Here is a 23,316-nt window from a genome sequence, read left to right on the forward strand (position 1 = left end):
GCGCCATGACACCCGCCCAGGTACGCATCGTCGAGGTCGGTCCGCGCGACGGCCTGCAGAACGAGAAGGCGCTGGTCGCGACCGCCGACAAGATCGCGTTGATCGACCGGCTGTCGGCGACCGGCCTGCGCAGCATCGAGGCGACCAGCTTCGTCAGCCCCAAGTGGGTGCCGCAGCTGGCCGACGCCGCCGAGGTCTATGCCGGCATCGCCCGCCGGCCCGGCGTGCACTACCCGGTGCTGGTGCCGAACGAGAAAGGCTACGAGCGCGCGCGCGAGGTCGGGGTCGAGGAGATCGCGGTGTTCACCGCCGCCTCGGAAGCGTTCAACCGCAAGAACATCAACGCCGGCATCGACGAGTCGCTGCAGCGCTTCGCGCCGGTGATGGCGCGCGCCCGCGAGGACGGCGTGCGCGTGCGCGGCTACGTGTCGACCGTGCTCGGCTGCCCGTACCAGGGCGAGGTGCCGCTCGCCGACGTGGCGCGGGTCGCCGGCGCCCTGCACGAGATGGGCTGCTACGAGGTCTCGCTGGGCGACACCATCGGCGTCGGCACGCCCGGCAAGGCGCGGGCGATGCTGCGCGCGGTCGCCGCCGAGGTGCCGATGGCGGCGCTGGCGGTGCATTTCCACGACACCTACGGCCAGGCGCTGGCGAACATCCTCGCCTGCCTGGAGGAGGGCGTCGCGGTGGTCGACGCGGCGGTCTCCGGCACCGGCGGCTGCCCCTACGCCAAGGGCGCCAGCGGCAACGTCGCCACCGAGGACGTCGTCTACATGCTGCACGGCATGGGCGTGGACACCGGCATCGAGCTGGACGCGCTCGCCGACACCGGGCGCTGGCTGGCCGCCCTGCTCGGCCGCGACAGCGGCTCCAGGGTCGCGAAGGCGCTGGCGGCCTCATGACCCTGCCGCCGTCCGCGCGCGACAGCCGCACCGCCGTCGACGACGGCCCGGTGGAGCGCGCGACGACGGACGGCGCCCCCGACGAGCGGCTCCTGACCGGCCTGCAGCGCGCGATCGACGATCCGGCGCAACCGGAAGCCACCCGCGCCCTGCTGCGCGAGGCGCGCGACGCGCTGCTGCGTTCTCACGCCGACGCCGACAACGCCCGCCGGCGCTACGACGCGCTGTTCCACGCGGTGCCCGACCCGGTCAGCATCATCGACTACGACGGCATCGTGCTCGACCTCAACCGCGCCGGCATGAGCGCCTACAAGCGTCCGCGCGAGGACGTGGTCGGACGCCCGATCCACGTGATCAACCCCGACCTGCCCGCCGACCACATGGCGCCGGTGGTCGAGACCCTGCGCCGCGGCGACACCTACGTCATCGAAGTCACCAACATGCGCGCCGACGGCACCCGGTTCCCGGTCGAGGTGCACTCGGCGGCGCTGCAGTTCGACGGCCGCGAATGCCTGGTCGCGGTCGCGCGCGACCTCAGCGGCCGCCGCGACGCCGAACTGCGCTACCGCGAACTGGTCGAGACCCTCGACCAGGGCATCCTGGTGCAGGACGCCGGCGGCCGCTACATGTTCGCCAATGCCGCGGCAATGCGGATCTTCGGCATCGGCAAGGGCAAGTTCCTCGAGGACGAGATGCGGCCGGACAACTGGCTGGTGATCGACGAGCACGGCCGCGAGCTGCCGCCCGGCCAGTGGCCGGCGCAACGGGCGCTGCAATGGGGGCGCACGATCGAAAGCACCCTGCTGGGCTTCTATCACCGCGAGCGGCGCCAGCTCAGCTGGCTGTCGGTGACCTCGGTGCCGCACTACCCCGCCGGCGGCGACCGCCCGCGGCAGATCCTCTCGCTGTACTCGGACGTGACCGCGCTCAAGCGCGACAGCGCCCTGTTCGACCGCGCCCAGGCGCTGGCGCACATCGGCGGCTGGGAGTGGGACGCCGGCCGCGACGAGCTGTACCTGACCGACGAGGCGCAGCGGATCGTCGGCTGCCATCCGGCGCCGCGCTACATGGACGCGTTCATGGCCTGCCTGCAGGTCCCGGACCGGCAGCGGCTGCGCGACGCGCTGAGCCGCGCGATGGCCTCCGGCAACGGCCTCAACCTGGAGCTGCAGGGCATCCACGGCAGCGGCAAACCGTTCTGGATCCGGGTCATCGGCGAACCGCTGGTCGGCACCGCCTACAGTGCGCGCCTGACCGGCACCCTGCAGGACATCACCGAACGCAAGCAGGCCGAGGAGATGCTGCGGATCCAGGCCCGCACCGATCCGCTGACCGGCCTGCTCAACCGCGACGCCGTGCTGGAACAGCTCGACGGCTGGCTGGAGCAGCCCGAGCACGCGCAACTGGCGGTGCTCTACATCGACCTGGACCGCTTCAAGATCGTCAACGACATGCTCGGCCACGCCGCCGGCGATCGCCTGCTGATCGACGCCTCGCAGCGGATCGCCCACGTGGTCGGACTGGAAGGCCTGATCGCGCGCTTCGGCGGCGACGAGTTCCTGGTGATCTGCATGGCCCAGGACGACCCGGCGCGCCCGCAGCGCCTGGCCGACGCCATCCTGGAGATATTCGACCGCGCGTTCCGCCTGGACGGCGAGGAATTCAACATCACCGCCAGCATCGGCATCGCCCACGCACCGCAGGACGGGCTGTCCTCGCAGCAGCTGATCCAGTGCGCCGACGTGGCGATGTACGACAGCAAGCGCCGTGGCCGCAACGGCTGGCAGGCGTTCACCCCCGAGCTGGCCGAGCGCCAGCTGCAGCGGCTGCAACTGGAGACCCACCTGCGCCGCGCGGTCTACAACGACGAGTTCCACCTGGTCTACCAGCCGCAGGTCGACATGCGCAGCGGGCTCCTGATCGGCACCGAGGCACTGATCCGCTGGCGCAACCGCTCACTGGGCGAGATGCGCCCGGATCGCTTCATCGACCATGCCGAATCGACCGGCGACATCGTCGGCATCGGCCGCTGGGTCCTGCACGAGGCCTGCCGCCAGTTGCGCGACTGGCGCGACCAGGGGCTGGCGCTGGACCGCATCGCGGTCAACGTGTCCTACCGCCAGTTCCTCAGCGAGGACCTGATCCTCAGCGTGCGCGAGGCGCTGGACCAGTCCGGCCTGCCCGGGCACATGCTGGAGCTGGAATTCACCGAGCGGGTGCTGATCGAGGACGCGCCCGAGACCCGGCACGCCTTCGACGAACTGCGCGCGATGGGGGTGTCGCTGTCGATCGACGACTTCGGCGAGGGCTACAGCGCGCTCAACTACCTGCGGCGGCTCCCGATCCACGGCCTCAAGCTCAGCCAGTTGTTCATCCAGGGCGTGCCCGGCAACCAGTCCGACGTCGCGGTCTGCCAGGCGGTGAACGGCATCGCCAACAGCCTGGGCCTGCAGATGATCGCCGAGGGCGTCGAGAACGAAGAGCAGCGCGAGTTCCTGCTGCAACTGGGAATCGAGATCGGCCAGGGCTTCCTGTTCGCCCCCGGCCTGCCGCCGGAGCAGCTGCTGCAGCGCTACGCCAACGGCAAGACGACGTCCTGAGCCACATCCGCATTCCGTCCAGTCACGAGCGTTTACCCAAACAGTCGCCCGCGTTATAAATTGCGTGCGGCAATCGCGCCGCAACCACTTTTTCCAGGGGGAATCAATGCATCAGGCCCTTCGCCTGCGCGTACTGCGCGCGGTGTTCTTTTCCATTGTCAGCTGCACGGCACTGTCCGGCTGTCTGAGCATGAAGTCCTATGTCGATCCTGCGCTACCCGTCGTCACCAAGGCCGATTTGCCTGCAGTAGAACGCCCCCAACCGGCCCAGGTGCTGTTCGAGTTCCGCACCAAGGGCAACCCCAACGCGAAGGCTACCGAAACCATGCGCCCGCGCGTGCTCTCGGCCATCACCGAGTCGGGCATGTTCAGCAGCGTTTCGACTACTCCGGACGGGATGCAGGCAGGCGTGCTCAAGGTCGTGATCGACAACGTGCCAATCACCGACAACGCCGCGGCCAAAGGTTTCGGTACAGGCCTCACCTTCGGTCTGATCGGCTCGATGGCCTCCGATGGCTACGTCTGCCAGGCCACATATACGATGAACGACAGAACGACCGAGACCGTTGTCAGGCACGCAATGCACACGACGGTCGGAAACCACTCCGGTCCGGAAGGTCTAAGGCCCATGCAGATGCAGGAAGCGGTAAATACGGTGGTCGACCAGTTGGTGCTCAACGCGCTCAACAATCTCTCCAAGCAAGACGCTTTTGAGCAGGAGTAGCACCACATGAATCTTCTGAAGGCAACTTTGCTGCCGATGCTCTTCCTGTCGCTCACTGCATGCGTCTCAGTGCCGGCACCGAAGTACCAACCATCGATCGATAATACGTCTTTGCTGTTGCAACGACATCTGCAGATGGATGTCGCCGCATTCACGGCGGCCAAGGATGTCGAGAACAGATCTCTCAACGTGCGCGGCTCGCACCTGCATGGCGGCAGCGATGGTACCTACGCGACCTATCTACGCGAAGCACTGATCGCGGAGCTCGTAGCCTCGGGTGGGTACAGCGCGGATAACGAACTGAAGCTCGGCGGTGAGCTTGTCGCCAACGATCTGAGCGCAGGAATCGGCACCGGCAACGCGAAAGTGGGCGCGCGCTTCGTGCTGACCCGCGGCGGCCAGACGGTTTTCGACAAGACGTTGGTCTCCGAGCACCAGTGGGAGTCCTCCTTCATCGGAGCCGTTGCGATCCCCGCCGCAATGGACAGCTACGGCGCAGCGGTCCAGAAGCTGATCCGGGAACTGCTGACCGACCCGGATTTCATCGAGGCCAGTGCCGACCTGACCCGCACCGATCCGTCCGCCTGAACCGGCCATGGAAACGCCACCCCGCCAATCGACGGCGGCGGGGTGGCGTCTTCTCACGACCGGGCGGTTGCGCCCGGCTCGGCCGCCTTCGCTCACAGGACCACGGCAAGCCTTAGAATGTTCGGCTCGCCCCGCTTCTGGAGCCTTACGACATGCAGCTCGATTCTTCCCTGGCCATCGTCACCGGTGGCGTTTCCGGCCTCGGCCTGGCGGTGGCCCGCCATCTGGTCGCCCACGGCGGCAAGGTCGCCCTGTTCGACGTCAACGACGACAAGGGCGCGACCGCGGTCGCCGAGCTCGGCGAGGCCAAGGCCCGCTACTTCAAGACCGACGTCACCTCCGAGGACGGGGTCGCCGCCAACGTGCAGGCCGCGCACGACTTCCTCGGTGGCCTGAACACCCTGGTCAACTGCGCCGGCATCCTCGGCGCCGGCCGCGTGCTCGGCCGCGAGACGCCGATGCCGCTGGGCAACTTCCAGGCCACGGTGATGGTCAACCTGGTCGGCAGCTTCAACGTCGCCAAGGCCGCCGCCAACCTGATGCAGCACAACGAACCGGGCAACGACGGCGAGCGCGGGGTGATCGTCAACACCGCCTCGGTCGCCGCCTACGAGGGCCAGATCGGCCAGGCCGCCTATTCCGCATCCAAGGGCGGCGTGGTCGGCATGACCCTGCCGATGGCGCGCGAGCTGGCCCGTTTCGGCATCCGCGTGATGACCGTCGCCCCGGGCGTGTTCTGGACCCCGATGGTCGACGGCATGCCGGAAAACGTGCAGCAGTCGCTGGCCGCGTCGATCCCGTTCCCGTCGCGCCTGGGCCAGCCGCAGGAGTTCGCCGACCTGGTCGCCTACATCCTCGGCAACACCTACCTCAACGGCGAGACCATCCGCCTCGACGGCGCCACCCGCCTGGCACCGAAGTAAACCTCCACACCCCTCCCCCGACTCAGGGGAGGGAGCAAGCAAGGGCACCCGATGAAAGCCAGCGATATCAAGAAAGGCAACGTCGTCGAATACAACAACGGCGTCTACCAGGTCCGCGACATCGACCGCAGCTCGCCGCAGGGCCGCGGCGGCAACGTCCGCTTCCGCTTCACCATGTACAGCGTGCCCGGCGGCAACAAGCTCGATGCCAGCTTCGACGCCGACGACGACCTGAAGGAAGTCGAGCTCAGCCGCCGCCAGGCGACCTACTCGTACCGCGACGGCGAGGCCTTCGTTTTCCTGGACGACGAGGATTACACCCCGTACATGCTCGATGCCGACGTGATTGGAGAAGATGCCGGATATATCGTCGACGATCTGTCGGGTTGTTATATCCAGCTGATCGACGATCAGCCGGTCGCCCTGCAACTGCCGCAGACGGTGGCGATCGAGGTCGTCGACACCCCGCCGGAACTCAAGGGCGGCACCGCGACCAAGCGCCCGAAGCCGGCCAAGCTGTCGACCGGTCTGGAAATCATGGTGCCGGAGTACGTCGGCAACGGCGAGCGGGTGATGGTCAACACCAGCACCGGCGAGTTCTCCGGCCGCGCCGACTGAGGCGGGGCCGTCCGCCGATCGCGGCTTGCGCCGCTCCTACAGTCGCCCGAGCCAGCGACGCGCCGCAATCGTACGCATCTCCCGTAGGAGCGGCGTGAGCCGCGATTAAGCCTCAATGGGAAAGCCCGATCGCGGCTTGCGCCGCTCCTACGGAATTCTTTCGAGCTTCGAATCTCCCGCGGGAGCGGCGCAGGCCGCGTCACGGCCTCGACGCGGTCCGGCACCGCCTCCCTACCCGCGCCGCAGCCATTTGTGCGCCATCCGCCGCAACGACGGATCGGCATCGGCATCGGCGGCGATCGCATCGACCTCGCGCCAGGCCAGGTCCAGGGACTCCTCGCTGACCACGAAGGCCTCGTCGTCGCCGGTCCGGACCACGTAGCGGACGTCGTAGTGCCAATGACCAGGCACCTCGCCGCGCTCGGGAATCCAATGGCGGTCGAGATCGAAGGGTTCGGCCTCCACCCGCAGTCCGGACAGCCCCGACTCCTCCTCCGCCTCCTTCAGCGCGACCCGGGCCAGGTCGCGGTCGCCGTCGGCGTGGCCGCCCAGCTGCAGCCAGCGGCCGAGCTTGCGGTGGTGGGTCAGCAGCACCCGCGAACCGGAGCGGTCGATGAGCCAGGCCGAGGCGGTGAAATGGCCCTGCAGCCGCGCACGCACGAACGGGTCGAGCGGGTCGGCCAGCAGCGCCAGGAACTGCGCGGCGGCCTCGGCCTCGCCGGGCCAACGCCGGGCATGCGCGCGCAGGCGCTCGGCCAGGGCGGCATCGGCATTCGACGGCGGCGCGGTCGCGCCCTGCGAAGACGTGGCGGGGACGGGATCATTGGACATGAAGCAGGTTCCGGAAGCGGGCCAGACGCCCCGCCGGCGCAGTCACCCCGGCCGCGGACAGCGGCGGACGGAGACCAGGTGAACGCGCGTCACGCAATGGCGCGTGCGTCCTTCGCCGGACGGGAAAGTACGGTCAGTATGCGCGATCGCGGGTGGCCCGCCGCCCCCCCTTCGGTCCCTTGCTGCCGGTTTCATCGCTGGGTTATGGTGGCCCGCCACTTCACCGGACCGTCACAATTGGCGGCCTTGCGGCGACGCGACGCGGTGAAGCCATCGAACGTATCCCGAAACCAACGAGCCGGGACCGCCTCCGGGGAGCTAGATGTCCGACAACGCGAATGTCCCGCCGGCCGCCCGTGCCGCCTCACGTGAGCCGAGCCTGCTGCAGGCGCTGACGCCGCTGGTCTTCCTCGCCGTGCTGCTCGGCGGCGCGGTCTATGTCTACGGTTCGGACGCCTCCTACGGCGCCAACCAGGTCTCGCTGATGCTGGCCGCCGGCGTCGCCGCGCTGATCGGCCTGCGCAACGGCATGCGCTGGCAGGAGATCCAGGACAACCTGGTCCACGGCATCTCGCTGGCGATCGTGCCGATCTTCATCCTGCTCGCGGTCGGCGCGCTGATCGGCACCTGGATACTCAGCGGTACCGTGCCGACCCTGATCGTCTACGGCCTCAAGCTGCTGCATCCGTCGATCTTCTACCCCGCGACCTGCCTGATCTGCGCGATCGTGGCGCTGGCGATCGGCAGCTCGTGGACGGTCGCCGGCACCCTCGGCGTCGCCCTGATCGGCGTCGCCCAGGGTCTGGAGATGTCGCCGGCGATCACCGCCGGCGCGGTCATCTCCGGCGCCTATTTCGGCGACAAGATCTCGCCGCTGTCGGACACCACCAACATCGCCCCGGCCGCCGCCGGCAGCGAGTTGTTCGCGCATATCCGCCACATGACCTGGACCACGGTGCCGAGCATCCTGGTCGCGCTGGTGCTGTTCACCGTGATCGGGCTGTCGTCCTCGCACGGCGAGGGCGGCAGCGAGATCGGCGACCTGCCGGCGGTGCTGGGCGCGCAGTTCAATCTCGGCCTGCACCTGCTGATTCCGCTGCTGGTGGTGTTCGTGCTGGCGGTACGCCGGTTCCCGGCCTATCCGACGATCCTGATCGGCGCCCTGCTCGGTGGCGTGTTCGCGGTGGTGTTCCAGCCCGACCGGGTCATCGCCCTGGCCGGCAAGGACGCGCTGTCGCAGCCGATGGCGATGCTGGCCGGCGTCTGGAGCGCGCTGGCCGACGGCTACAAGGCCAGCACCGGCAACGCCGCGGTCGACGATCTGCTCAGCCGCGGCGGCATGAGCAGCATGCTCAACACCATCTGGCTGATCATCTGCGCGATGGGCTTCGGCGCGGTGATGGAGAAGACCGGCCTGCTGGAACGGATGATCCGCTCGGTGCTGAAGGCGGCCCGGAGCACCGGCTCGCTGATCGCCGCGACCCTGGCGACCGCGGTCGGCGCGAACGCCATCGCCGCCGACCAGTACATGTCGATCGTGCTGACCGGGCGCCTGTACCGCCCCGAGTACGCGCGCCGCGGGCTGGCCCCGGTCAACCTGTCGCGCGCGCTCGAGGACGCCGGCACGATCACCTCGCCGCTGATCCCCTGGAACACCTGCGGCGCCTACATGGCGGTGACCCTGGGCGTCGCCACCATCGATTACCTGCCTTACGCCTTCTTCAACCTGGTCAGTCCGTTCGTGTCGGCGATCCTCGCCTACGCCGGCTTCAAGATCCTGCACGTGACCCCGCAGGTCGACGCGACCGTGTCCGACCACGAGATCCATTCCAACCCGGCCTCCCCACAGCCATGACTGCCGCTCCCCGGCGCCCCTAGAAACCGAGTCATATCGAACCGTTATGGAAAAAACCTCGATCCACGGCATGTGGTCATCCCGGATGGCCTTCGTCCTCGCTGCGACCGGATCGGCCGTCGGCCTGGGCAACATCTGGCGCTTCCCCTACATGGCCTCCGACAACGGCGGCGGCGCCTTCGTGCTGGTCTACCTGGCCTGCATCGCCCTGGTCGGCCTGCCGATCCTGATGTCGGAAGTGCTGCTCGGCCGCCACGGCCGCCGCAGCCCGGTCAACGCGCTGACCGACCTGGTCCGCGAGCTGGGCGCCTCGAAGGGCTGGATCGGCATCGGCTGGATCGGCATGGTCGCCGGCGTGCTGATCCTGAGCTTCTACAGCGTGGTCGCCGGCTGGACCCTGCACTACAGCTGGCTGTACCTGTCGCAGTTGTTCGGCGCCGCCCCGATCAGCGACCCGGGCGCGACCTTCAGCGGCCTGCTCGGCAACCCGCTGGAACTGTCGGCCTGGCACGCGGTGTTCATGGTCCTGACCGTGGGCGTGGTCGCGCTGGGCGTGGAGAAGGGCCTGGAGCGCGCGGTGCGCTTCCTGATGCCGGCGCTGTTCGTGCTGCTGCTGACCCTGGTCATCTACGGCGCGACCACCGGCCACCTGACCGAGGCGATGGCGTTCCTGTTCAAGCCCGACTGGTCGCAGATCAGCGGCCGCACCTTCATCGACGCGATGGGCCAGGCGTTCTTCACCCTGAGCCTGGGCATGTGCACGATGATGACCTACGGCGCCTACCTGCCCAAGGGCGTGTCGATCCCGCAGGTCGGGGTGACCGTGGCGCTGGCCGACACCGGCGTCGCGCTGATGGCCGGCCTGGCGATCTTCCCGATCGTGATCTCGTTCGGCATCGACCCGCAGGGCGGCGGACCGGGCCTGATCTTCACTTCGCTGCCGCACGCGTTCAACACCATGCCGTTCGGCATCGCCTACGGCCTGCTGTTCTTCGCCCTGCTGTCGGTCGCCGCGTGGACCTCGTCGATCTCGCTGATGGAACCGGCCACCGCCTACCTGGTCGAGCGGGTCGGCCTGACCCGCCGCAAGGCCGCCCTGGTGGTCGCCGGGATCTGCTGGATCGTCGGCCTGGCCACGGTGTTCTCGTTCAACATCTGGTCCAGCGTGCGGGTGCCGGAGGGCGTCCGGGTGATCGGCAACAAGAACATCATGGACATGATCGAGTTCGTCGCCAACAACCTGATGTTGCCGCTGGGCGGGCTGCTGATCGCCCTGTTCGCCGGCTGGGTGGTCAAGCGCAGCCTGCTGAAGGACGAGCTGAACACCCTGCCGCCGGGCCTGCTGGCGCTGTGGCGCTGGGTGGTGCGGGTGATCGCCCCGCTGCTGGTGCTGGCGGTGCTGATCAGCCCCTTCGTGCTGGACTGAACGCCCCGATCGGGCGCCGGGCAACCGCCGGCGCCCGATCCGGCCCGATTGACCCGACCGGCCTACTCGTCGGGGGCCAACAGCGCCTAAACTTGGGGCATGACTTCCGCCCCCTACGATCCGGCCCGCCTGTCCCACTGCGCGGGCGAACTCATCGTCAACATCCGCGAGCTGTCCGAGCGCGGCTGGACCCCCGCGACCAGCAGCAACTTCTCGCAACGGATGGACGACGCCCATATCGCGATCACCGTTTCCGGCCGCGACAAGGGCCGGCTGACCGAAGCCGACATCATGGTCGTCGATCTGGACGGACAGCCGGTCGCCACCGACAAGAAGTCCTCCGCCGAGACCCTGCTGCACACCCAGCTGTACCGGCGCTTCCCCGAGATCGGCTGCGTCCTGCACACGCACTCGCTGGCCCAGACCGTGGCCTCGCGCCTGTTCTCCGGCAACGGCCACGTCCACCTGGAAGGCTACGAGCTGCTGAAGGCCTTCACCGGCAACACCACCCACGAGACCACGGTCGAGCTGCCGGTGCTGCCCAACAGCCAGGACATGCCGACCCTGGCCGCCCAGGTCGACGCCCTGCTCGACGTCCAGCCGATGTGGGGCTATCTGATCGACGGCCACGGCCTGTACGCCTGGGGCCGCGACATGGCCGAGGCGCGCCGGCATCTGGAGGCGTTCGAGTTCCTGCTCGCCTGCGAGCTGGAAATGCGAAAATTCTGAGCGCGGCGGCCACCGGCCTGCCCGTCATGCAACCGGACCGGCGCCGCCGGTCCCACCGCGCGCCCGCCGTGGCGCGCCAGCCGCCGGACCGCTCCGGCCGCCCTGGAGGAATCCCCCAATGAGTCGCCTGCGCATCTTTTCCGACCACGACCCGTCCACCCCGCAGCTGAGCATCGACGACCACGCCGGGATGGCGCGCGAGCTGGCGCGGATCGGGGTCGCCTTCGAGCAATGGCAGGCCACCCAGCCGGTCAGGCCCGGCGACGCGCCGGAGACGATCATGGACGCCTACCGCGCCGACATCGACCGCCTGGTCGCCGAGCGCGGCTTCCGCACCGTCGACGTGGTCAGCATCGCCCCAGACAACCACCAGCGCGAGGCGATGCGCGCGAAGTTCCTCGACGAGCACTTCCACAAGGAGGACGAGGTCCGCTTCTTCGTCGCCGGCTCCGGACTGTTCACCCTGCACGTCGACGACAAGGTCTACGAGGTGCTGTGCGAGGCCGGCGATCTGATCGGCGTGCCCGACGGCACCACCCACTGGTTCGACATGGGGCCGGAACCGAGCTTCGTCGCGATCCGCTTCTTCACCGAGCCCGACGGCTGGGTCGGCCATTTCACCGGCACCGACATCGCCGGCCGCTTCCCGCGCTACGAGAAGGGGCAGGCGATCTGATGACCACCAACGCCCCGACCCGTCCCCAGGCGATCCTCACCGACATCGAAGGCACCACCAGCAGCATCTCGTTCGTCAAGGACGTGCTGTTTCCGTATGCCCGCCGCGCCCTGCCCGGCTTCGTGCAGGCGCGCGGCCAGGAGCCCGGCGTGCGCAAGTGGCTGGACACGGTGGCCACCGAGAACGGCGGCATCTGCAGCGACCGCATGATCGTCGAGGTGCTGCAGGGCTGGATAGACGAGGACCGCAAGCACACCGCGCTGAAGGCGCTGCAGGGCATGATCTGGGCCGATGGCTACCGCAGCGCCGACTTCAGCGCGCACATCTACCCGGACGCGGCCGAGGCGCTCAAGCGCTGGCACGGCGAAGGCCTGCCGCTGTACGTGTATTCCTCCGGCAGCGTGCCGGCGCAGCGGCTGTTCTTCGGCCACAGCGACGCCGGCGATCTGACCGGACTGTTCTCGGGCTGGTTCGACACCGAGGTCGGCGGCAAGCGCGAGGCCGACAGCTACCGCCGCATCGTCGACGCGATCGGCCGGCCGGCCGGCGAGATCCTGTTCCTGTCCGACGTGGTCGAGGAACTCGACGCCGCCCGCGAGGCCGGCCTGGCGACCGCGCTGATCGACCGTCGCGACGACTATCCGCAACCGCGCGAAGGCGAGGCGACCCACGGCCATCCGCGCCACCAGACCTTCGACGCGCTCGCCGCCGGCGCATGAGCGGCGGCGCGCCGACCCCGGCCGGGAACATCGTCCTGCGGACCGCCGCTGCCGACGACCTGCGCGCGATCGTCCGCTTGCTGGCCGACGATGCGCTCGGCCGCGCGCGCGAGCGCGATGTCGATCCCCTGCCCGACCGTTATCGCGTGGCGTTCGAGGCGATCGCCGCTGATCCGAACAACACCCTGCTGGTCGCGGCCGACGACGACGGCACGCCGGTCGGAGTGCTCCAGCTCACTGTGATCCCCTCGCTGACCTACCAGGGGCGCCCACGCGCCCTGATCGAAGGGGTGCGGGTCGCCGCCTCGATGCGCGGCCGCGGGCTGGGCCGCCGCCTGTTCGACGCCGCCATCGGGCTGGCCCGCGAACGCGGCTGCCACCTGCTCCAGCTGACCACCGACAAGCGCCGTCCCAAGGCGCTTCGGTTCTACCAGTCGCTGGGCTTCGTCGCCTCGCACGAGGGCATGAAGCTCGACCTGTCTGACTGAGCTGGAACTCCCGTAGGAGCGGCGTAAGCCGCGATGAGGCTTTCATTGAAAAATCCGGTCGCAGCTCACGCAGTTCCTACAGAAGCGGTCGCCTTCTCATCCAGGAGCGGCATGGACCCTGGGCCCGCCGTTGCGCTCCCCCCCCATTCGCGCTACGCGCGAATCGCCCCGCTGGGGTCATCGGGCAGGCAAACGCTCTTCGTAGGAGCGGCGTGAGCCGCGATGAGGCCTTCATGGGAAAGCCCGGTCGCAGCTCACGCAGCTCCTACAGAAGCGGTCGCCTTCTCATCCAGGAGCGGCATGGACCCTGGGCCCGCCGTTGCGCTTCCACACCCCCATTCGCGCTACGCGCGAATCGCCCCGCTGGGGTCATGGGGCAGGCAAACGCTCTTCGTAGGAGCGGCGTGAGCCCCGATGAGGCTTTCATGGGAAAGCCCGGTCGCAGCTCACGCAGCTCCTACAGAAGCGGTCGCCTTCCTATGTAAGAGCTGCGTGAACCGCGACCCCCGGGCTTCGCCCGGGAATCCCCACTCAACCGTGCAGCTTCTCGCCGCGCAACAGCATCGCCACGAACTTCTCGGCGCGGGCGACGCGGGTCTCGGGCTTCTTGGCGGTCTGCACGCGCCAGCAGAACGCGTAGCGGTTGCTGCGGTCGAGCTGTTCGAACGCCGCCCTGGCCCGCGGACTGCCGGCCAGTGCCGCCTCCAGTTCCGGCGGTACCTGCATGCGGCTGGCCGGGGCGTAGGCGGCGTCCCAGCGTCCGTCGGCCCGGGCCGCCTCGACCTCGCGCAGGCCGCCTTCGCGCATCCGTCCGGCCTGGATCAGCGCCTCGACCTTGCCGACGTTGATCTTCGACCACACGCTGCCGGAACGGCGCGGGGTGAAGCGTTGCAGGAAGAACTGCGCGTCGAGGCCGCGCTTCTGGCCGTCGATCCAGCCGTGACACAACGCGACATCGAGCGCCTCGGCATAGCTGATGCTGCTGGCGCGGGAATCCTTCTTGGCGATCTTCAGCCACATCCCGGCCGCGTCCGGATGTGCGGCCAGCCACTTGTCCCAGGCCGCGACGGTGGCGAAACGGCGCACCGGCAGGTCGTCGGGCAGCTGGGCGGCGCCCTTCGGCGATTTCGCGGCGGCCATGCTCAATGCCCCCGGCTCATGGCCGCGCCTCGTCGAGGCGGTAACCGGTGCTGGCGCGTTGCTCGCCCTGCCAGCGGTCGAATGCGCGCACCTCGACGCGATGCTCGCCCGCGTCCAGATCGGTCGGCAACGAGGCGCGCCACAGGTGGCTGGATATCTCGGCATCGCTCTGGCGGTCGTAGCCGCGCAGCGCCTCGGCCGCATCGTCGGCGGCATTCTCCGCCAGCACTCGCGGATCCGGACGCAGCACGCGTCGCATCGGCTGCCATTCACCGTCATCGATGCGGAACTCGACCCGGGTCCCGGCATCGCCCATGAACACGTTGGCGTAGAGGCCATAACCCGGCCAGGCGCCGCGGCGCAGCACCTTCGGCGCATGCAGGGCGATCGCGTCGGTCATGCCTTCGCTGTCGGCCGGCAACCGCGCGACCTTCCAGCGCAAGGCATAGCCCGGCCGCCCGCCAGGCTCGTGGGCCGGCACCCGCAGGCGCGCGTAGCCGTTGGGGGTGCCGTCGCGCATGGTGGTGTCCGGAATCCCCTGGGCGTCCTTGACCCCGGACCAGAACGAGCCGCAGGTCGCGCCGACGTTGTACTCGTGCAGCGGCTTCGCGCCGTGCCAGCCGCTGTCCGGACCGTGCCAGACGTGCTGCTGCATGTGGCTGTGCGCGCTCAGCAGCAGCACCTGCGCGAACGGCTCCAGCATCGCGAACAGGCGCTCGCGGTCGGCGCGGCGGAAGCTCTCCTGCCCCGGCACCGGGTCGAAGAACGGAATGTGCACGGCGATCACCAGCAGACGGTCGCGGCGCGCCCCGGCCAGGTATTGGCGCAGGAACTCGAACTGGCTCTCGCGCAGTCCGCCGATGTAGCGCGGGCTCTGCCCGGGTCGGTAGACCACGTCGTCGAGGACGACGAACGAGGCCTGCGGCTCCTCCCAGGCGAAGCTGTCGGGGCCGAAGTGATGGCGGAACGTCGACAGCGAGGCGGCATCGTCGGCGGCGTCGAAGTCCAGGTCGTGATTGCCCGGCACGTGCAGCCACGGGATGCCCATCCGCGCGGTGACCGCGTTCATCGCCGGGTACAGCGACAGGTCGTCGTTGACGATGTCGCCCAGGCTGATGCCCAGCGCCGCGTCGGCCCGGCCCGGAGTCGTCGAGGCCGCCAGCAACGGCTCGACGATGTCGCGGCGGTAATAATCGACGTCGATACGCGACTTGGGCTGCGGGTCGCCGAACACCAGTACGTCGAGCGCACCCGCGGGCGCCGCCGCGCCGTCGCGGGCCGGCCACAGCGCGAAGTCGCGACAACCGTCGCCGGCAACCGGCACGCCGCCGTACTTCAACGCCGGCCCGGGCCGGCGCTGCAGATTGTCCCAGTAGTCCGGCAGGCCGTTGCTCCGCATCGGCACCGCATGGTCCGGCGGCTTGATCACGAAGCGACTGCGACCGTCGACCGCGGGCAGCCGGTAACGCCCCTCGGCATCGGTCTCCACGATCGCGACGCCATCGGAGACCTTCACCCCGGCCACGCCCGCCTCGCCCGGATCACGATGACCGTCGCGGTCGGCGTCCAGGTACACGTAGCCTTCGGCGCAGTCGTGTGCCCTGGCCTGCAACGCGGTCGGCGACAGCGATGCCAGCAGGACGGTCAGGCCGGCCAGTCCGCTCAGTGCGCGGGTTGCCCGCGGCAGGTTCGACGCCATCATCCACTCTCGTTCCGGGAAGCGTCGATTATGCCCGCCCGTCCCGATACCGGCATGACAGCGGTGGGCGCCGCGCGCTCAGCCCGGGCGATGACGCTCGCGCAACACCGCCACCACCTCGTCCAGTGCCAGGCCGCGCGCGCGCAACAGCACCAGCAGGTGATAGAGCAGGTCGGCGGACTCGTTGCGGACCGCCTGCAGGTCCTGCGCGACCGCGGCCAGCGCGGTTTCCACACCCTCCTCGCCGACCTTCTGCGCGATCGCGCGAGTGCCGGCGTCGAACAGCCGCGTGGTGTAGCTGTCGGCCGGACGTTCGCGTTCGCGCCGCTCGATCAACGCCTCCAGCTCGGCCAGGAACCCGCCCGGCGCCTGCCCGAAGCAACTGGCCCGCCCCAGGTGGCAGGTCGGCCCGTTCGGCCGCACCAGCGCCAGCAGGGTGTCGTCGTCGCAATCGGCCTGCAACGACACCAGGTCGAGGAAGTGGCCGGACGACTCGCCCTTGGTCCACAGTCGTCCCTTGCTGCGGCTGAAGAAGGTCACCCGCCGCGACGCCAGCGTCGCCTGCAACGCGGCGCGGTCCATGTAACCGAGCATCAACACCCGCAGGGTCGCCGCGTCCTGCACGACGACCGGCAACAACCCGCCCTGCTTGTCCCAGGCCAGCGCGTCGATGCTGAAGTCGGTGCGGCTGTCCAGCGCCGGTGTCGCCGCGGTCGTCGAATCAATCGTCATCACGCACCTCGATACCCTGGCCGCGGAGTTTGCGCTTCAACGCCGGAATCGCGATCGCGCCGGAATGGAACACGCTCGCCGCCAGCGCGCCGTCGACGTCGGCGTCGACGAACACCTCGGCAAAATGCGCCGGCACGCCGGCCCCGCCGGACGCGACCAGTGGCACTTCGCAGATCGCGCGCACCGCCCGCAACTGTTCGATGTCGTAACCGCCGCGGACGCCGTCGCTGCCCATGCAGTTGAGCACGATCTCGCCGGCTCCCAGACGCTGCGCTTCGACCACCCAGTCCAGGGTGCCTCGGGCCAGCGCGCGCATTTTCGACGGGTCGCCGGTGTACTGGCGGACCCGCCACTGGCGGTCGTCGTCGCGCAGGCTGTCGATCCCGACCACCACGCATTGCACGCCGAACGCCTCGGCCAGCTCGGACACCAGCGCCGGCCGCTCCAGCGCCGGGGTATTGACCGAGATCTTGTCGGCGCCGGCATGCAGCACCGCGCGCGCATCGTCGACGCTGCGGATGCCACCGGCGACGCAGAACGGAATGTCGATCGCACGCGCGACCCGTTCGACCCAGTCGCGATCGACCCGGCGCCCTTCGGGGCTGGCGGTGATGTCGTAGAACACCAGCTCGTCGGCGCCCTCGTCGCGGTAGCGCAGCGCCAGTTCGACGATGTCGCCCATGTCGACGTGATCGCGGAAGCGCACGCCCTTGACGACCCGGCCATCGCGCACGTCCAGGCACGGAATGATCCGCCGGCTCAGCATGGCGCGACCTCCAGCGCCAGCGCCGCGTCCAGATCGAGGCGGCCGTCGAGCAGGGCCTTGCCGAGCACCGCGCCGGCACAACCGGCCGCGCGCGCGGCGGCCACGTCGTCGGCGTCGCGGATGCCGCCGGAGGCCTGCAGACGCAGCGTCGGGGCAACCTCCAGCACGTGCCGGTACAGCGCCAGGTTGGGACCGGTCAGGGTGCCGTCGCGGTCGATGTCGGTGCACAGCAGGTCAGGCAGGCCAGCCTCGGCATAGCGGCGCAGCAGGGCGTCGAGTTCGGCCTCGGCGGTCGCGGTCCAGCCGGCCACCGGCAGCCGCCAACGGCCGTCGTCGTCGCGACGGGTATCCAGCGCCACGGTGATGCGCCCGGCGCCGAACCGCCCGGCCCAGTCGATCACCTGCTCCGGCGCGCGCACCGCAAGCGAGCCGACCACCACGCGGTCGGCGCCGGCGTCCAGCATCGCCGCGACGCCGTCGCGGTCGCGCACCCCGCCGCCGGTCTGGATCTTCAACCCGGTGCTGGCCTTGATCGCCCGCAGCAGCGGCAGCAGGGTGTAGCCGCCGACCCGGGCCGCATCCAGATCGACCAGGTGCAGCCATTGCGCACCGGCGTCGGCATAGCGCTGCGCGGTTTCCAGCGGCGTCGATCGATAGCGGGTCTCGCGCGCGTAGTCGCCCTGCAACAGGCGCACCACACGACCGTCGCGCACGTCGATCGCCGGAAGCACATTGAATGGAGCCGCGCCGCTCATGCCACCGCCCTCGCCTCGCCGCGGGCGATGAAGTTCTCCAGGATCCGGGCGCCGGTGGTCGCCGAGCGCTCGGGGTGGAACTGCGCACCGAAGCGGTTGCCGCGGCCGCAGACCGCGGTGAAACGGCTCCCATACTCGCAGCTGGCCAGGGTGTCGGCGGTCACCGGCGCGGCGTAGCCGTGCACGAAGTAGGCATGCGCTCCGGACGCGACACCGGCCAGCAGCATGCTGTCGGTCTCGATCTGCAGGGTGTTCCAACCCATGTGCGGGATCCGCAGGCCGGTGCCGCCGGGCAGGCGCGACACCCGCCCCGGCAACAGTCCGAGGCACTCGGTCCCGCCTTCTTCCGAGGAGTCGTACAACAGCTGCATGCCCAGGCAGATGCCCAGCAGCGGCTGACGCAGCCCGCGGATCACCTCGACCAGGTCCAGCGCGCGCAACCGTGCCATCGCGGTCGCCGCCGCGCCCACGCCGGGCAGGATCACCCGCTCGGCCGCGCGGATCCGCTCGGGATCGGCGCTCAGGGTCGCGCTCACGCCCAGACGCTCCAGCGCGTAGAGCACCGAGCCGATGTTGGCGCCGCCGGAATCGATCACCACCACCCGCATCACCGCACTCCCATCGGACGGACCGCCGCCATCACAGCAGCCCCTTGGTACTGGGCAGTTCGCGGCCCTCGCGACGGATCGCCTGCCGCAATGCGCGCGCCACCGCCTTGAAGCAGGCCTCGACCTGGTGGTGGTCGTTGTCGCCCTCGACCTTGAGATTGAGGTTGAGACCGGCGCTCTCGCACAGCGAGCGGAAGAAGTGCGGCACCATCTGCGCCGACAGCGCGCCGATCCGCTCGCCGTGGAAGCGCCCTTCGAAGACCAGGTACGGGCGCCCGGAGAAGTCCAGCGCGGCGCTGGCCAGCGCCTCGTCCATCGGCAGGGTGAAGCCGTAGCGGCCGATCCCGCGCTTGTCGCCCAGCGCCTCGCGCAGGGCCTGTCCCAGCGCCAGCGCGCAGTCCTCGACCGTGTGGTGCTCGTCGATGTGCAGATCGCCCTCGCAGCGCAGGTTCAGCGCGAACCCGCCGTGCTTGCCGAGCTGTTCGAGCATGTGATCGAAGAAACCGATCCCGGTCGAGACCTGCGGGTCGGCGCTGCGATCGAGGTCGACCTCGACCTCGATCCGGGTCTCGCGGGTGTTGCGGCCGACACGGGCGGTACGCGGCGCATCGACCAGCGCGTGCGCGATCCCGGCCCAGTCCCAGTCGCCGCCGAACTCGCCGTTGCGCAACTGGAAGGCGCGGATGCCCAGGTTGCGGGCGAACGCGTTGTCGGTCGCGCGGTCGCCGACCATCGCCGAGCGCGCCCAGTCGATGCCGCGGTCCTTCAGGTAATGCAGCACCAGGCCGATTCCGGGCTTGCGGGTCAGCGCGCCGTCCGCGGGCAAGCTGGTGTCGATCAGCACCTCGCGGAACACGATGCCCTGGCTCTCGAACACCTGCATCATCAGCGCGTGCGGCCCCTCGAAGCTCTCCCGCGGATAGCCCGCGGTGCCCAACCCGTCCTGGTTGCTGACGATCACGAACTGGTAGCCGGCGTCGCGCAGCCGCAGCAGCGCCGGCACCACGCCGTCGACGAAGCGCAGCTTCTGGAAGCTGTCGATCTGGTGGTCCGGCGGCTCGGCGATCAGGGTACCGTCGCGGTCGACGAACAGGATCGGTTGCAGGGCGGCGCTCATGCATTGTCTCCCTGGACAGGCGCAACGCTACGCGCATCGGCAAGCTCGCCCAGCACTTCGCGCAGCACCGCCAGCACGCAGGCGTTCTGCTCCGGCGTGCCGATGCTGATGCGCAGGGCATCGCCGAGCGCGGCATGGCCGCGCATGTCGCGCACCACCACTCCGGCGGCGAGCAGGCGCCGGTAGACGCGCTCGGTGTCGGCCGTGCGCACCAGCAGGAAGTTCGCCCGCGACGGATACACCCGACGCACGCCCGCAAGGCCGCGCAGCGCCGCATACAGCGACTTGCGCTCGTCGACGCCGGCCTGCACGTGGCCGACGGTACTGTTGCGCGCGGTGCGCGAGATCGCCGCCAGCGCGGTCTGCGCCGATGGCGCCGGCACCGGATACGGCGCCTGGCAACGGCGCAGAACCCCGATCAGCGCCTCGTGGGCGAGCACCGAGCCGATTCGCGCGGCCGCCAGCGCGTGCGCCTTGGAAAGCGTGCGCAGCACCGCGATGTTGTCGTGGGCTTCGATCAGGTTGGCCACCGACGGCGCCTGCGCGTATTCGACATAGGCCTCGTCGACGACGACCAGCGCGCGCCCGTGCAGGCGGCGGGCCAGTCGCCGGATCGCATCCCGCGGCAGCAGCGTGCCGGACGGATTGCCCGGCGAGCACAGAAACACGATCCGCGCATCCTCTTTCTCGGCGGTGGTCGCCACCGCGTCGAAATCGCACTCGAAGCCGTCGTCGGTGTCGGTCAGCGGGACATCGACCACGCGGGTGCCGTGCAGGCGCGCGCAGACCGCGTACATGCCGAAGGTCGGCGAGGTGACCAGCACCGCGTCGTCGCCGGGACGGCACAATGCGCGGATCAGCAGGTCGATGCCCTCGTCGCTGCCGCGACCGACCAGCAGCTGCGCGGCGGCGACTCCGTACATGTCCGCCAGCGCCTGGCGCAACGCCGCCGGCTGCGGCTCCGGATAACGGCGCAGACCGGAGTCCGGGCTCGCATCGTTGTCCCAGGCGGACTCGTTGGCGTTGAGCCAGATCCGGCCGTCGCCGCCTTCCGAGCGCGCCGAGCTGTAGCCGGCGAAGTCGCGCAGATCCGGACGCACCAGCGCCAGCACACCGTCGGTGGTCGTCACGCTCATGCCGCCGCTTCCAGTCGCAGGGTCACAGCGCGCCGATGCGCCTCAAGTCCCTCGGCGGCGGCGAGTTCGGCCGCGCACGGCCCGATCGCGACCAGGCCGCGCGGCTGCACTTCCTGCACGGTGATCGCGACCTGGAAACTGGCCACGCTGACGCCGCTGCAAAAGCGCGCCGCACCGGCGGTCGGCAGCACGTGGTTGGTGCCGCTGCAGTAGTCGCCGAGGGCTTCGGGCGCCCAGTCGCCGAGGAACACCGATCCGGCGGCGCGCACCTGCTGCAGATGCGCGCGCGCATCGCGCAGCGCCAGGATCAGATGTTCGGGCGCGTAGCGGTTGCTGATCTCGAACGCCTGCCGCAGCGATTCGACCCGCACCAGGTGCGAGCCCGACAGCGCCCGGCGCGCGATCGCCGCCCGTGGCAGGGACTGCAACTGCGCTTCCAGCGCTTCGGCGACCCGGTCCAGCAGTGCCGCGTCCTCGCTCAGCAACAGCACCTGCGAGTCCGGACCGTGCTCGGCCTGCGACAGCAGGTCGGCGGCGACGAAGGCCGGATTGGCGCCGGCATCGGCGATCACCAGCACCTCCGACGGCCCCGCCGGCATGTCGATGCCGACCGCACCGCCGGCCGAGACCTGGCGCTTGGCCTCGGTGACCCAGCCGTTGCCGGGCCCGAACAGCTTGTCGCAGGCCGGCAGCCCGGCCGCGCCGTAGGCCATCGCCGCGATCGCCTGCACGCCGCCGATCTTGAACACGCCACCGTCGGCGCCTGTGCCGATCCCGCAGGCCGCCGCCGCGTACAGCACCGCCGGGTCGGCGCTGCCGTCGGCGCGCGGCGGCGTGCACAGGACCACGTCGCGGCAGCCGGCCAGACGAGCCGGGACGCCGAGCATCAGTGCGGTCGACGGCAACGGCGCGGTTCCGGCCGGCACGTACAGCCCGACCTGCCCGATCGGCCGCAGGATGCGCTCGCAGCGCACGCCGTCGGCGGTGTCGACCGCATAGGGCGTGCCCATGCCGTCGCGGTGGAAGCGCTCGATCCGCGCGGCCGCCTCGTCGATCGCATCGCGCAGCGCCGCGGGCAAACCGGCGGCGGCCTCGGCGAACTCGTCCGCACCGACCCGGAAGCGGCCCGGGCCGGCGCCGTCGACATCCGCGCCATCGAAGTCCGCGCCGTCGAAGTCCACGCCGTCGAAGCGGCGCGTGTACTCGCGCACCGCCTCGCCGCCGCGGGCGCGCACGTCGGCCAACATCGCCGCCACCGTCCGCGTCACCTCCGGCGCCTGCGCCGCCAATGGGCGGGTCAGCACCGCCTCGCGCTGCGCGGCGTCCAGGCCGTTCCAGTCGACCCGGTTCATGCCAGCATGCCCTCCACCGGCAGCACCAGCAGACCGCGCGCGCCGGCGCGCTTGAGCTCCTCCAGCCGCTGCCAGGTCACCGCGCCATGGCATAGCGCCTGCAACGCCAGAGCATCGCCACCGTCGACCTGCATCACCGTCGGCGCCTCGGCATCGGGCAGCAACGGCAGCAGCGAGGGAATCGCCTCGCGCGAGGCCTGGAACATCAACAATTTGCTGTGCCGCATCCGCAGCACACCGTCGAGCCGGCGCAGCAACAGCTCGGCCAGCTCGCCGCGGGCATCGTCCCAGAGCTGGCCGAAGTTCTCCGCCGCCGGCCCGGCCAGCACCGCCTCGCTCTCCAGCAGGGTCATCACCGGCTTGAGCTGGTTGGCGGCCAGGGTCGCACCGCTGGAGACCAGGTCGCAGATCGCATCGGCCTGGCCCAGTCGCGGCGCGATCTCGACCGAGCCGGACAACTCGACCACCTCGGCGGCGATGCCCTGCCCGTCCAGCCACTGCCGCAGGATCGCCGGATAGCTGGTCGCGATGCGGGTCGAGCCCAACTGCGCCGGCGACTGCCAGGCCCAGCCCTCCGGCACCGCCAGCGCCAGCCGGCAACCGCCGAAGCCCAACGCCCGCCATTCGCGGAAGGCCGTGGTCCCGCCCTCGCTCCTGAGCGCGATGTCCTGCTCCAGCAACACGTTGCGGCCGACCACGCCGAGGTCGCAGACGCCGTCGCGGATCAGCCCGGGGATGTCATCGTCGCGGACCAGCAGCAGATCGACCGGCAGGCTTTCGCCATAGCAGAACAGGCGATCGCGGCTCTCGCGCCAGCTCAGCCCGCAGGCGTTCAGCAGTGCGCGGGCCGGCTCGGCCAGGCGCCCGGATTTCTGGATCGCGATGCGCAGGCGATCGCGCGCGCCATTGCCGCTTTTCGGGTTCATGCTCAT

General features: G+C 69.9%; 23 protein-coding genes. 12 read left to right on the forward strand and 11 right to left on the reverse strand.

The window, feature by feature from the left end:
- Nucleotides 1-5 precede the first annotated feature (5 nt).
- The 6 genes from C9I47_RS10375 (at nt 6) to yeiP (ending at nt 6,355) form a co-directional block, all read left to right on the forward strand.
- Nucleotides 6-902 (forward strand): hydroxymethylglutaryl-CoA lyase, encoded by an 897-nt coding sequence (locus C9I47_RS10375; protein WP_111268084.1) that lies wholly within the window; start codon nt 6-8, stop codon nt 900-902.
- Entirely contained in the window at nt 899-3,502 is a 2,604-nt protein-coding gene (locus C9I47_RS10380; RefSeq protein WP_111266674.1) for a sensor domain-containing protein, read from the forward strand. The genes C9I47_RS10375 and C9I47_RS10380 overlap by 4 nt, the downstream gene beginning before the upstream one ends.
- A gap of 106 nt (nt 3,503-3,608) precedes the next feature.
- Nucleotides 3,609-4,226: a hypothetical protein gene (locus C9I47_RS10385; protein WP_111266675.1), complete on the forward strand. Its 618-nt coding sequence runs from the start codon at nt 3,609-3,611 to the stop codon at nt 4,224-4,226.
- A 6-nt stretch (nt 4,227-4,232) separates the two neighbouring features.
- A complete protein-coding gene (locus C9I47_RS10390; protein ID WP_145985494.1) occupies nt 4,233-4,814 on the forward strand; it encodes a hypothetical protein in 582 nt (193 codons plus the stop codon).
- A 152-nt stretch (nt 4,815-4,966) separates the two neighbouring features.
- On the forward strand, nt 4,967-5,737 hold the full coding sequence (locus tag C9I47_RS10395; protein WP_111266677.1) for an SDR family NAD(P)-dependent oxidoreductase: 771 nt from the start codon (nt 4,967-4,969) through the stop codon (nt 5,735-5,737).
- Nucleotides 5,738-5,788: 51 nt separating this feature from the next.
- On the forward strand, nt 5,789-6,355 hold the full coding sequence (gene yeiP, locus C9I47_RS10400; protein ID WP_111266678.1) for an elongation factor P-like protein YeiP: 567 nt from the start codon (nt 5,789-5,791) through the stop codon (nt 6,353-6,355).
- Between the two features lie 231 nt (nt 6,356-6,586).
- Here yeiP and C9I47_RS10405 read toward each other — a convergent pair whose 3' ends face one another.
- Nucleotides 6,587-7,186 (reverse strand): NUDIX hydrolase, encoded by a 600-nt coding sequence (locus C9I47_RS10405; RefSeq protein WP_111266679.1) that lies wholly within the window; start codon nt 7,184-7,186, stop codon nt 6,587-6,589.
- Nucleotides 7,187-7,508: 322 nt separating this feature from the next.
- On the opposite strand from C9I47_RS10405, the gene nhaC reads away from it, so the two are divergent.
- From nhaC to C9I47_RS10435, 6 genes are all read left to right on the forward strand, one after another.
- On the forward strand, nt 7,509-9,041 hold the full coding sequence (gene nhaC, locus C9I47_RS10410; protein ID WP_111266680.1) for a Na+/H+ antiporter NhaC: 1,533 nt from the start codon (nt 7,509-7,511) through the stop codon (nt 9,039-9,041).
- 70 nt (nt 9,042-9,111) lie between these two features.
- Nucleotides 9,112-10,467: a sodium-dependent transporter gene (locus C9I47_RS10415; RefSeq protein ID WP_223250095.1), complete on the forward strand. Its 1,356-nt coding sequence runs from the start codon at nt 9,112-9,114 to the stop codon at nt 10,465-10,467.
- A gap of 99 nt (nt 10,468-10,566) precedes the next feature.
- Nucleotides 10,567-11,196 (forward strand): methylthioribulose 1-phosphate dehydratase, encoded by a 630-nt coding sequence (locus C9I47_RS10420; protein WP_111266682.1) that lies wholly within the window; start codon nt 10,567-10,569, stop codon nt 11,194-11,196.
- A 118-nt stretch (nt 11,197-11,314) separates the two neighbouring features.
- Nucleotides 11,315-11,872, forward strand: coding sequence for a 1,2-dihydroxy-3-keto-5-methylthiopentene dioxygenase (locus C9I47_RS10425; RefSeq protein ID WP_111266683.1), 558 nt, complete (start codon nt 11,315-11,317; stop codon nt 11,870-11,872).
- Entirely contained in the window at nt 11,872-12,591 is a 720-nt protein-coding gene (gene mtnC / locus C9I47_RS10430) for an acireductone synthase (protein ID WP_111266684.1), read from the forward strand. The genes C9I47_RS10425 and mtnC overlap by 1 nt, the downstream gene beginning before the upstream one ends.
- On the forward strand, nt 12,588-13,079 hold the full coding sequence (locus C9I47_RS10435) for a GNAT family N-acetyltransferase (RefSeq protein WP_111266685.1): 492 nt from the start codon (nt 12,588-12,590) through the stop codon (nt 13,077-13,079). The genes mtnC and C9I47_RS10435 overlap by 4 nt, the downstream gene beginning before the upstream one ends.
- Before the next feature lie 531 nt (nt 13,080-13,610).
- Here C9I47_RS10435 and C9I47_RS10440 read toward each other — a convergent pair.
- From C9I47_RS10440 to hisG, 10 genes are all read right to left on the reverse strand, one after another.
- On the reverse strand, nt 13,611-14,219 hold the full coding sequence (locus tag C9I47_RS10440; RefSeq protein WP_111266686.1) for a YdeI/OmpD-associated family protein: 609 nt from the start codon (nt 14,217-14,219) through the stop codon (nt 13,611-13,613).
- Nucleotides 14,220-14,235: 16 nt separating this feature from the next.
- A complete protein-coding gene (locus C9I47_RS10445) occupies nt 14,236-15,921 on the reverse strand; it encodes a calcineurin-like phosphoesterase C-terminal domain-containing protein (protein WP_223250096.1) in 1,686 nt (561 codons plus the stop codon).
- A 75-nt stretch (nt 15,922-15,996) separates the two neighbouring features.
- Nucleotides 15,997-16,650 (reverse strand): bifunctional phosphoribosyl-AMP cyclohydrolase/phosphoribosyl-ATP diphosphatase HisIE, encoded by a 654-nt coding sequence (gene hisIE, locus C9I47_RS10450; protein WP_111266687.1) that lies wholly within the window; start codon nt 16,648-16,650, stop codon nt 15,997-15,999.
- A complete protein-coding gene (gene hisF, locus C9I47_RS10455; RefSeq protein WP_111266688.1) occupies nt 16,640-17,416 on the reverse strand; it encodes an imidazole glycerol phosphate synthase subunit HisF in 777 nt (258 codons plus the stop codon). Before hisF ends, hisIE begins: the two co-directional genes overlap by 11 nt.
- The gene (gene hisA / locus C9I47_RS10460; RefSeq protein ID WP_111266689.1) at nt 17,410-18,171 is read right to left on the reverse strand and encodes a 1-(5-phosphoribosyl)-5-[(5-phosphoribosylamino)methylideneamino]imidazole-4-carboxamide isomerase; all 762 of its coding nucleotides are present in this window, start codon (nt 18,169-18,171) and stop codon (nt 17,410-17,412) included. The genes hisF and hisA overlap by 7 nt, the downstream gene beginning before the upstream one ends.
- Nucleotides 18,168-18,782 (reverse strand): imidazole glycerol phosphate synthase subunit HisH, encoded by a 615-nt coding sequence (gene hisH / locus C9I47_RS10465; protein ID WP_111266690.1) that lies wholly within the window; start codon nt 18,780-18,782, stop codon nt 18,168-18,170. Before hisH ends, hisA begins: the two co-directional genes overlap by 4 nt.
- Before the next feature lie 28 nt (nt 18,783-18,810).
- A complete protein-coding gene (gene hisB, locus C9I47_RS10470) occupies nt 18,811-19,884 on the reverse strand; it encodes a bifunctional histidinol-phosphatase/imidazoleglycerol-phosphate dehydratase HisB (RefSeq protein ID WP_111268086.1) in 1,074 nt (357 codons plus the stop codon).
- An 8-nt stretch (nt 19,885-19,892) separates the two neighbouring features.
- Nucleotides 19,893-21,032, reverse strand: a complete 1,140-nt coding sequence (gene hisC, locus C9I47_RS10475; RefSeq protein ID WP_111266691.1) for a histidinol-phosphate transaminase — start codon at nt 21,030-21,032, stop codon at nt 19,893-19,895.
- Complete coding sequence (gene hisD / locus C9I47_RS10480; protein WP_111266692.1) at nt 21,029-22,384, reverse strand: histidinol dehydrogenase; 1,356 nt, start codon at nt 22,382-22,384, stop codon at nt 21,029-21,031. The genes hisC and hisD overlap by 4 nt, the downstream gene beginning before the upstream one ends.
- Nucleotides 22,381-23,310 (reverse strand): ATP phosphoribosyltransferase, encoded by a 930-nt coding sequence (gene hisG, locus C9I47_RS10485; protein ID WP_111268087.1) that lies wholly within the window; start codon nt 23,308-23,310, stop codon nt 22,381-22,383. Before hisG ends, hisD begins: the two co-directional genes overlap by 4 nt.
- Nucleotides 23,311-23,316 lie beyond the last annotated feature (6 nt).

It is taken from the genome of Marilutibacter maris, assembly GCF_003233695.1.
GTDB lineage: Bacteria > Pseudomonadota > Gammaproteobacteria > Xanthomonadales > Xanthomonadaceae > Marilutibacter > Marilutibacter maris.

Excerpts from the sequence above, each read along its gene's own strand:
- C9I47_RS10375 (WP_111268084.1), top strand. The coding sequence starts at position 6 with ATGACACCCGCCCAGGTACGCATCGTCGAGGTCGGTCCGCGCGACGGC.
- C9I47_RS10380 (WP_111266674.1), top strand. The coding sequence starts at position 899 with ATGACCCTGCCGCCGTCCGCGCGCGACAGCCGCACCGCCGTCGACGAC.
- C9I47_RS10385 (WP_111266675.1), top strand. The coding sequence starts at position 3,609 with ATGCATCAGGCCCTTCGCCTGCGCGTACTGCGCGCGGTGTTCTTTTCC.
- C9I47_RS10390 (WP_145985494.1), top strand. The coding sequence starts at position 4,233 with ATGAATCTTCTGAAGGCAACTTTGCTGCCGATGCTCTTCCTGTCGCTC.
- C9I47_RS10395 (WP_111266677.1), top strand. The coding sequence starts at position 4,967 with ATGCAGCTCGATTCTTCCCTGGCCATCGTCACCGGTGGCGTTTCCGGC.
- yeiP (WP_111266678.1), top strand. The coding sequence starts at position 5,789 with ATGAAAGCCAGCGATATCAAGAAAGGCAACGTCGTCGAATACAACAAC.
- C9I47_RS10405 (WP_111266679.1), bottom strand. The coding sequence starts at position 7,186 with ATGTCCAATGATCCCGTCCCCGCCACGTCTTCGCAGGGCGCGACCGCG.
- nhaC (WP_111266680.1), top strand. The coding sequence starts at position 7,509 with ATGTCCGACAACGCGAATGTCCCGCCGGCCGCCCGTGCCGCCTCACGT.
- C9I47_RS10415 (WP_223250095.1), top strand. The coding sequence starts at position 9,112 with ATGTGGTCATCCCGGATGGCCTTCGTCCTCGCTGCGACCGGATCGGCC.
- C9I47_RS10420 (WP_111266682.1), top strand. The coding sequence starts at position 10,567 with ATGACTTCCGCCCCCTACGATCCGGCCCGCCTGTCCCACTGCGCGGGC.
- C9I47_RS10425 (WP_111266683.1), top strand. The coding sequence starts at position 11,315 with ATGAGTCGCCTGCGCATCTTTTCCGACCACGACCCGTCCACCCCGCAG.
- mtnC (WP_111266684.1), top strand. The coding sequence starts at position 11,872 with ATGACCACCAACGCCCCGACCCGTCCCCAGGCGATCCTCACCGACATC.
- C9I47_RS10435 (WP_111266685.1), top strand. The coding sequence starts at position 12,588 with ATGAGCGGCGGCGCGCCGACCCCGGCCGGGAACATCGTCCTGCGGACC.
- C9I47_RS10440 (WP_111266686.1), bottom strand. The coding sequence starts at position 14,219 with ATGGCCGCCGCGAAATCGCCGAAGGGCGCCGCCCAGCTGCCCGACGAC.
- C9I47_RS10445 (WP_223250096.1), bottom strand. The coding sequence starts at position 15,921 with ATGATGGCGTCGAACCTGCCGCGGGCAACCCGCGCACTGAGCGGACTG.
- hisIE (WP_111266687.1), bottom strand. The coding sequence starts at position 16,650 with ATGACGATTGATTCGACGACCGCGGCGACACCGGCGCTGGACAGCCGC.
- hisF (WP_111266688.1), bottom strand. The coding sequence starts at position 17,416 with ATGCTGAGCCGGCGGATCATTCCGTGCCTGGACGTGCGCGATGGCCGG.
- hisA (WP_111266689.1), bottom strand. The coding sequence starts at position 18,171 with ATGAGCGGCGCGGCTCCATTCAATGTGCTTCCGGCGATCGACGTGCGC.
- hisC (WP_111266691.1), bottom strand. The coding sequence starts at position 21,032 with ATGAGCGTGACGACCACCGACGGTGTGCTGGCGCTGGTGCGTCCGGAT.
- hisD (WP_111266692.1), bottom strand. The coding sequence starts at position 22,384 with ATGAACCGGGTCGACTGGAACGGCCTGGACGCCGCGCAGCGCGAGGCG.
- hisG (WP_111268087.1), bottom strand. The coding sequence starts at position 23,310 with ATGAACCCGAAAAGCGGCAATGGCGCGCGCGATCGCCTGCGCATCGCG.